Below are 8,697 nucleotides of genomic sequence, written 5' to 3'. Positions count from 1 at the left end.
GCCTTGCTAGCCACAACATGTTTGTGATAGTTAGACCATCCTCTAATCACTTGATTTAGCCTGCGGATAAGGTCGGATTGACTACTAGCTTTTCCTTCTTTCAGAATAATGGTGGAGCATTTCTTTAAAAGGGTTTTTATTGAATCCTTTGATGGTTTGACGATGAGCTTCCCCTTGAATTTCCGAAATGTCCATCCGAGGAAATCAAAACCGTCATCTATATGCGTTATTCTGGTTTTCTCTTCAGATAGCGTAAGACCCCTGGTATTAAGGAACTGGCTTACAATCTCCTTAATCTCTTCTGCTGTTTCTTTTGTGTTTGCGGTGATGATAAAGTCGTCTGCGTATCGCACCAAATTCACCTTAGTTTTTGCTCGGAAATGGTTCTTAATTTTTCCTCTTGAGTTTCTGTGGTACTTATCTTGAATTAACTTTTCGAGACCATCCAAGGTGATGTTTGCATATAGACTTGAGATAGCTCCTCCTTGAGGTGAGCCGCTACTCGTAGGAAATAGATTGCCCTCGTAAATAAACCCTGATTCTAAGAATTGTGTCATTATCCTTTTATCCATGGGGACGTTCTGTTTTAACCAATCATGATTGATATTATCAAAACAGCCCTTAATGTCTCCTTCGAGTATCCATGTTGGAGAACACTTTCTCGCCAGCACACAAAATATCTGTTCACAGGCATCCTTTGCACTTCTGCCTTTGCGAAAACCGAAGGAGACGTTGTCTGCAGTGGATTCAGCAACTGGTTCAAGAGCAAGTGCATAGAGTGTCTGCATTGCGCGGTCAGACATTGTGGGGATTCCCAGCGGTCGCTTCTTGTTCTTGCCTTTTTTCTCAATGTAAACTCGCCTAAGGGGTTTTGCTTTGTACATCTTATTCGTCAGTGATAAGGCTGCTTTCATTTTCGAGGCCGAAGTTGACCAAAGCTTTTTGTCTATTCCAGAGGTGTTCTTCCCTTTATTTGAGGTTACTTTCTTGACCGCATAGGCCTTCGCATAAAAGGAGTTGGTCAGCTGTAGCCTTTTGACTCGGTTTTTGTTTCCCTGAACTGTTGCCTTAGCAATTCTGGATTGTAGCCTATTCACGTTCTGTTCCACTTGTGCCCAATGGATTCCCATTGAACTGCCCACCGGGGACGGAGGTTCCCTGGGCACTTTTCGACAATCTTCGACAGCATGGCAGGCTTTGGTCTAGGCCGCTACTTGCCCCCAGGGTGTGGCGAATCATGCGCAGCAGCAAGGACGGGAATTCACGCTACACTGCGTTGGGTGTGGAATCAACCCTCGTTTAAATTCCGGGAATGTAGGTAGTAACTTGCAGAACGAAGGCAAAAGAAGCTGATTAAGCAAGCCCCGATGATCTATCGCCAGTTGCTCGAAATCAAGTCATTCCATGAACCGCGCAATTCCTCGGGATAAGCTATTACTGAAAGTCTTGCAGTAATTGTAGCTCTCCTTTGTGCTCCTGAAGGGTAAGATTGTTTTGAATACCAAAAACTTTCCATAATTAAACAGGAATTTTAGCAATTTGGACGAACATATTGTTAACTGTCTCTTTAACATAGATATCGAAGGGGGCAAGTAAGTATGAGAAGAACAGGGGTAAGGGTTAGGAATATCTGCTGGCAGTCCACCTTGCGCCAACGGGGGCGCACTCTCTTTTTGTTGTTTCTAGTGGGGCTAATTTCCTTCGCCTTTATCGCCCGGGCTGTGGAATACCTGGTGGTGGACCGGGAGATCGACCGCCTGGCCGGCTATTTCCGCACCATCGGCTACCTGGAAGGGGCCGGTCAGTGGGATGACTTAAGTGAAGGGGCGGAATTGGTAGCCGAGAGCCAATATGTAGCCTTAGAAGACCGGCGCAGGCATTGCTCCGGGGTCCTGCAAGGGCTCTATAACGCACATGTAGGCGGCGGGCCCGACATGTCATTATTTAACAATATTGTGGTGGCCTACGGGGAATTGAGATCCAAGTCCCAAATATCTACTGAATCTACTGAACCTACTGGCTACATACTCACATTCCAAGTGGATCAAGTGCTGGCGGGTTACCCAGAGCATATCCGGGAGGGCAGTCGCATCCAGGTGGACTGGCTTTCGGAAGATTACGGTGATGGTTTAGAAACAGCCTATGCTTCCCTTGAGGTGGGGGAGCGCTACTTGCTTACGGCCTGGTATCGCTCTGAACTGTCGCATGAACCAAGTAATCTCGTCCTCAGGCCCCTTAACGACAACGGACTGTGGCTGTTGCCGGTGGTGCCCGGGACAGATGCGGCCTTCTCCGATCCCGCCTTGGTAGGATTGGGGGAAGAGATCACGGCTATCAGGGAAAACCAACGCGCCCTGCATGTAATTGGAACTAAGGACATGGGCGTCATGCCCGCCGTGCAAGAATCCGCCCGGGAATTCTACCTGACCCAAGGGCGCTGGCTGGACAGAACGGACGACATCGAAGGCTGCCGCGTCGCCGTGGTGCACCAAGATTTTGCTGAATTACGCGGTCTCGCGCTGGGAGACAGCTTGACGCTGGAGCTCAGGAATCTAAAGGAGCCCATTTATGGCTATATTATTCCCGGCCAGGATGACTGGGGGCTCTGGCAGGATTATGAGACTTACACCGAGGAGTTCGAGATCGTGGGTGTATTCGGCTCCTCTACTGGTGGGTATAACTTATTCATGTATATCCCAGATTCTTGCCTGCCTGCTGAGTATGATGCTTGGCATTGGAACCGCGCAATATATTACAGTTTCGTCCTCAGTTCGCCCTGGGATATCGAAGCTTTCCAGGCAGAAAATGAGGAGGCGTTGATAGAGCTGGGTATGCGGTCTACCTTCCTGGATGCCGGCGACTGGGAAAATTTTTATGCTTCCGTCGGGCCAATAAAGCGATCTGCCGCCATGAGTGCAGGGATTTTTGCTCTGGTGTTGGTGCTGGCCTTGATTTTGGCAGCCTTCATCTACCTGAGGCAGCAGCGACGGAATTTTGCCATCCTTCGCTCCTTAGGTGTCCCGAAATTTGTCGCCGTCAGGCAAATGCTCCAACCCATGGCTCTGGTGGGAGCTGCCGGTATCTTAGTAGGTGGGATCACTGCCTGGTTATACGCACTGGGCCAGGCCGCCGACACCCTGGCCTCTCTTCAAGTACCCAGGGGAATCGACCCCTCCACCGCACTCTCGCCCCTCTGGCTTGTCGGGCTTTCTGCCGGGGCTTTGGCTCTGCTCTTGCTCTTTACCCATGCCGGAACGGTGCTGACGGCCCATCGCCCCGTCCTGGAACTGCTGCAGGATGTGGCGGGACGGGCGGCAGCCAGAAGAAAGACAGTAGCTGATGCCGGGGACGTCGGGAAATTACCTGCGACGGAGGGCCAGGAGTCGCTGCCTGCTTTGCCCACTGTCTCCTTCAGCCTGGGGCAGGTCCCAGCTGGCGCTACCAAGCTCGGCCTTGCCCAGGGCGCCCGTTATGTGTTGAGGCACATCCGCCGCGCCCGCCTCAAGTCTGCCCTGACAGTGGCGGTGGCCCTGTGCTTTACCCTGGCCTTGGGGTGGATGAGCTGGACCATGGAGCGAAACGAGGCTGAACTGGACCGGCTCTATCGCACCACCCAGGTGGAGGCGGCCATTGTAAAGGCCCAGGCCTCGAGCCCTTCATTAGGCGGATTCATTGGGGAGCGTACGGTGAACGCTATTCTGAGGAGTGGATTCGTGGAAAGCGCCTACTTGGAGGGAGGGTCAATTGCACGGCAGGCGTCATTCATGGGCGAGGGCTGGGACAGCGAACGAACCGAGACGATGATCGCACTGCGTGCCTTCGACCAACCAGAGCAGTTCTTCGTCAAGAGTGGCAGCAACATCTCAGTGGAATATGCAGATGGCTGGGACGAGGGTCTCTTTGCCCGGGACTGGCCAGAAGAGGAAGCGTCGCCGGTGTTGATGCCTGCGTCCTTGCTGGCGCGACTGGGGCTGCACCCCGGAGAAGAGGTCATGATCTCCTTTAAGGGGACAATGGACAGTTATATTATTGCCGGTTGGTACATGGGATCGGTCAAGGGCGATGCCTCCGAGCCCATCCTGCTGCCCCTCTCGGTACTGAGGCAAGTAGAGGAGGGTGGTCTCTTCTATTCTGTGGCAGAATTCGTCTTGGATCCGGCCAAGAACCGGGAGCTCCCGGAATTCCGGGCCCAGATGCACGCCGACTTCAGCGCCGGCGCTGGCACTGTGCCCCTGCACTACCTCCTCTGGGATGGCGAACTGGCCAATGTTGTGGAGCCGCTTGAGAAGAACCTGCAACTGATGGCGGTGCTCTTCCCGGTGACCATGGCGGTGTCGGTGCTCATCGCGGCGGGCCTAGCGGTGCTCTTGATCTTCCAGGCCACTAAGGCAGCCGCTCTCCTGCGGATCCTGGGCACAACCAAGGCCCGCGCCCGGGCCATGCTGTGCTGGGAACAGGTAGCTCTATGTATGGTGGGCCTGATTTTGGGTCTGGCCGCCTTGGTCATCCTGCGCCAGGACGTTTCTGGTGTTCTCATGGGTCCGGCCATGCTCTCGGCTGGCTTCTACCTGGCCGGAAGTCTGGCGGGTGCTCTCTTCAGTGCCATATCCGTCACCAACCGCATGCCCTTGGAACTCTTGCAGGTCAAGGAATAAGGAGGGATACCATGTCTGGACTCAGATTAGAAAACGTAGGTTATCGGTATAAGAACGGGGATCGGGACGTGCTGCAGGGCGTCACCTGTGATTTTGCAGGCGGTAGCCTCTCAGCGGTCATTGGCCCCTCGGGCAGTGGCAAGACCACCCTGCTCTCCCTCATGGCCGGGCTGGATAAGCCCGGGGAGGGCAAGCTCTTCATCGGTGAGGAGAACTTGGCCGACTTAGATCTCGACCGCTACCGTCGGGAGCGGGTGGCGATGATCTTTCAGGCCTACCATCTCTTTCCGTTGCTGACGGTGCTGGAAAACGTCTGCTTTCCCATGGAATTGAACGGCGTGCCCTTGGCTCAGGCCAAGGAACGGGCAAAGGAGCTGTTGGCGGCCGTGGGCATCACCAAAGAGAAGTATCGGCGATATCTTGCCAACCTCTCGGGTGGGGAACAGCAGCGGGTGGCCATCGCCCGCGCCCTCTCCAGCGGGGCGCGGGTGCTGCTGGCCGACGAGCCCACCGGTAATCTAGATACCGCCAACGGCGACCGGGTCATGTCAATCCTGCGTCGTCTGGCCCACAATAAGAACTACTGTATCATTGTCGTCACCCATGACCTGGCAATTGCCGAGGATGCCGAATACAACGATAAACCTGATATTCAGGGAGTAAGAGCATCCCCCCGCAAGAAAAGGCGGGGGATTTTGTCTGTTCTGGCAATTCAATCCTTTGATGAGTTAAAGTGTTTTTGCTAGACTTAAACTAGGAGGGGATGTAGTGACCACACAGCGAGTAGAACATAAGTATAAAGGAAAAAATCTGCTCCTGCTAACAAAAGGGGAGCATAATAGGCGGATATTGGCGGCTCAATTGGAAAATTTGATTGGCGACAAGGTGGGAATAACTAGTTTTTGTATCGACACCATGCCTGTCAATGCCCATAAAGTTATTGACCATGATTTGGTAGTTGTGTCTTCCCAATCTCTACTGGGACGGGTGCCATTTTTAGAACCAGGGTTAGAGAACGTTCTGATAGCCAGGCGCTCAATAAACTATTCTCAAATATATAAACTCCTTTCAATTCGATCCGGGACCAAGGTCATGGTGGTTAATGACCAGCGGGAGACTGCTGAAGAACTGGTTTCTTTGTTGTATTCATTAGGGTTTAAAAACCTGCGACTTGTGCCGGTTTATCCCGGGCTATCGCCCGTTCCTGAGGTTGATACTGCGATTACGCCCGCAGAACCTGACTCTGTGCCCTCCGAGGTAAAGAACGTGGTTGATATTGGCGTTCGGACCATTGACCTTTCGACTATGATGGAGATATTGGTGCGCCTGGACCTGCTGGATAATTCGGCTAACCGTTTGTCGGCTCGGTATATCAGCGATGTTATTGAAATCAGCGGTAAGTTATCCACCAGCTTTAATGAAATTGAGGATCTTAATGATTTGATGGAGACAATTATCAATAACATTGGCGATGGGATTATCGCTGTTGACGCCGAGGGACGGATTCAGATTTTTAATGAGGCAATCCGGGCGCAATTGGACCTGGATGCAAGTGTCGTTCGCGGGAAAAAAGTCGCCGACCTGATTCCAACTTTAGAGATTGGTAATACGCTTGCAAGCGGTAAAAAAGAATTGAATACAATTGAAAAACATTTCGGCCAGGAATACATCGTTAATAAAATTCCGCTCAACTCGGGTATGGTTGTCAGCCTGAACAAGCTTGGTGATTTTCGAAAGCTTGAACATAAACTGCGGGCTGACGTGATTAAAAAAGGTCATGTCGCCAAATATAATTTTGACGATATAAAAACCCGGTCGCCCCAGGCTATTGAATTAATCAATAAGGGGAAGAAAATTGCCCAGAATAACGCGAATTTGCTTATCATCGGTGAAACTGGCACCGGTAAAGAATTATTCGCCGGTGCGGTGCACAACTACTCTCCCCGGGCGGAGGGGCCATTTGTGGCGGTTAACTGTGCAGCTTTACCCCGAGACCTTCTTGAGAGTGAACTTTTTGGTTATGAAGAAGGGGCGTTTACCGGCGCCAGAAAGGGCGGTAAGGCAGGGTTTTTTGAGCAAGCCCACACCGGCACAATTTTCTTGGACGAAATCGGCGATATTTCCCTTGATGTACAGATGCGGTTGCTGCGGGTGCTGCAGGAGCGAGAGGTTATCCGTGTCGGAAGCGAAAATATAATCCCCGTCGATGTGAGGGTAATTGCCGCTACCAACAGGGACCTCAAACAAATGATTGAAGATGGGTTTTTCCGGGAGGATTTATACTATCGACTTAATGCCTTTCCTCTCTATATCCCACCGTTGCGTCAGCGTAAAGGGGATATCCTTTTCTTGGCGGAAACTTTCCTCGAACGACTGGATTCCAGTCTGGATATCAACTCCTTTCTCGCCACCGAGGTTGCAGATTTATTCGTTCAATATTCGTGGCCAGGCAATGTACGTGAGCTGCAAAATACAATCGAATCTCTATGGTACACTGTTGAGGGCCGCCAGGTAGAGATTCAGGATTTACCGGTCGACTTGCTGAATTTTTACTCCAAGCCAACGGCAACCAAGGGGGGCGCAAGTGAGATCAGCGATTTCCTCCGGGCGATTAAGGGGCAGGAATTGGAGGAGTATGCGGCCATTCTGCGGCTGTTGGCCCAAAGACGCAGAGGCAGTATTGGCATGGGGCGGACCAGTCTTACTCAGCAATTGAATCGCTCTGGCTTTGCTGAAACACCGGAAACTGTGCGCCGCAAGTTGGATGTTCTCGCGCAGCGGGGGTTCATCGAGGTTCATCAGGGTAGAAAAGGCAGTGTAATTACACAAAAGGGGCTGATTATGTTACGTGCCCTGGAGGGTAAAATAAATTGAATGGGGTGAACTGGGGCAGCTTTCCCTTGTAACTGGGGTAAGCTGCCCCAGTTTTTTGTTGCTTAAGAGCAGCTTGTCCCTGAAGTTACGGGTTGCGGGGTGTGGCATACTCTTTGCAATTAAATAATGTGAAAACCATTACAGGGAGGTATTTTAATCTTATGTCGAAAAAGCGGTATTCTTTAGTTGTCCTATCTCTTATGCTGGTTGTTGCAATGGTAGCTGTCGCAGGGTGTTCTGAAGAACTCGACCCGGACGCTAAGTACGGCGGACTGGCCCGGCTTTCGCTAGGCGCAAGTAGTGTTGGTTCCTCATCTTACAATAAGCTTACTATTTGGAGCAGTTTAATCAGTGATGAGCTTGATGTGGATGTTACCCCGGAAGGCACCGCCGGTTCAGTAGCAAATGTTCAGCTGGTTCACACCGGGGAGTTGGAGATTTCAGCAACTACTCCTAACTTGGCCCGGGAAGGCCTGGAGGGCACTGGTTTTGCAGAAGGCACCAAGATGGAGGATCTTCGCCTTGTTCTCACCTTTGATTCCTTTGTTTTGCAGTTTTTTGCCCTTGAAAGCTCCGGCATTAGTTCGATTGAAGATCTCGAAGGTAAACATATTAACCTCAGTCGCGCTGGTTCCGGAACAGATACCTGGGCACGGAGAGTTTTAGAAGCGGCTGGCATAACGCCTGATCGAATCAGCAACCTCAGCCCTGGCGAAGCAAACGACTTGATGCGGGACGGCGGTCTGGATGCATCTGCAGTTATGGGTAGTATCCACCCCTCAATTATCGAACTTAATGCGTCACACGATTTGAACGTTTTCGGTGTTGGTGATTTTACCGACGAATTTATCCTTGAACACACTGATATGTTCAAAGTTACTATGGACGGTGGTATCTACGAGGGCATCGAAGAACCTTTTGTTACTGCAGGCGAAATCAGCATTCTGATTGCGAGCAGCGATCTGCCTGAAGACTTCGTCTACGATATGGTTAAGACAACTTATGAAAATAAAAACCAATTGGCAAGTGGATACGAAGGATTTGCTACAATCGATCCCGAGGATATTGGTTTAGGCATGATTCCCCTGCATCCGGGCGCGTACAGGTACTACGAAGAATTAGGACTTGAACTCCCCGCTGAAGTATTGCCCATCGATTAATTAACTTG

At 51.3% G+C, this 8,697-nt stretch carries 5 protein-coding genes; 4 read left to right on the top strand and 1 reads right to left on the bottom strand.

Features of this window, described 5'->3' with window-relative positions; all coding sequences use genetic code 11:
* The coding region (gene ltrA, locus FH749_10915) for a group II intron reverse transcriptase/maturase (GenBank protein ID MTI95976.1) at window positions 1-1,130 on the bottom strand (1,130 nt) is incomplete at its 3' end.
* Window positions 1,131-1,598: 468 nt separating this feature from the next.
* Between ltrA and FH749_10910 the strand changes: the two genes are divergently transcribed.
* From FH749_10910 to FH749_10895, 4 genes are all read left to right on the top strand, one after another.
* Window positions 1,599-4,655, top strand: coding sequence for a hypothetical protein (locus tag FH749_10910; protein ID MTI95975.1), 3,057 nt, complete (start codon window positions 1,599-1,601; stop codon window positions 4,653-4,655).
* Window positions 4,656-4,666: 11 nt separating this feature from the next.
* Complete coding sequence (locus tag FH749_10905) at window positions 4,667-5,401, top strand: ABC transporter ATP-binding protein (GenBank protein ID MTI95974.1); 735 nt, start codon at window positions 4,667-4,669, stop codon at window positions 5,399-5,401.
* Window positions 5,402-5,423: 22 nt separating this feature from the next.
* Window positions 5,424-7,529: a PAS domain-containing protein gene (locus FH749_10900; protein MTI95973.1), complete on the top strand. Its 2,106-nt coding sequence runs from the start codon at window positions 5,424-5,426 to the stop codon at window positions 7,527-7,529.
* 161 nt (window positions 7,530-7,690) lie between these two features.
* Window positions 7,691-8,689, top strand: a complete 999-nt coding sequence (locus tag FH749_10895) for a TAXI family TRAP transporter solute-binding subunit (GenBank protein ID MTI95972.1) — start codon at window positions 7,691-7,693, stop codon at window positions 8,687-8,689.
* Window positions 8,690-8,697: the final 8 nt, after the last annotated feature.

The organism is Bacillota bacterium (genome assembly GCA_009711825.1).
Lineage (GTDB): Bacteria > Bacillota > Proteinivoracia > UBA4975 > VEMY01 > VEMY01.
Note: the sequence above shows the minus strand (reverse complement) of the source record. Positions and strands in the feature narration are given on the sequence as shown.

Bases quoted from the DNA above. Each gene is read 5' to 3' on its own strand.
- FH749_10895 (MTI95972.1), top strand. From the start codon at position 7,691: ATGTCGAAAAAGCGGTATTCTTTAGTTGTCCTATCTCTTATGCTGGTT.
- FH749_10905 (MTI95974.1), top strand. From the start codon at position 4,667: ATGTCTGGACTCAGATTAGAAAACGTAGGTTATCGGTATAAGAACGGG.
- FH749_10910 (MTI95975.1), top strand. From the start codon at position 1,599: ATGAGAAGAACAGGGGTAAGGGTTAGGAATATCTGCTGGCAGTCCACC.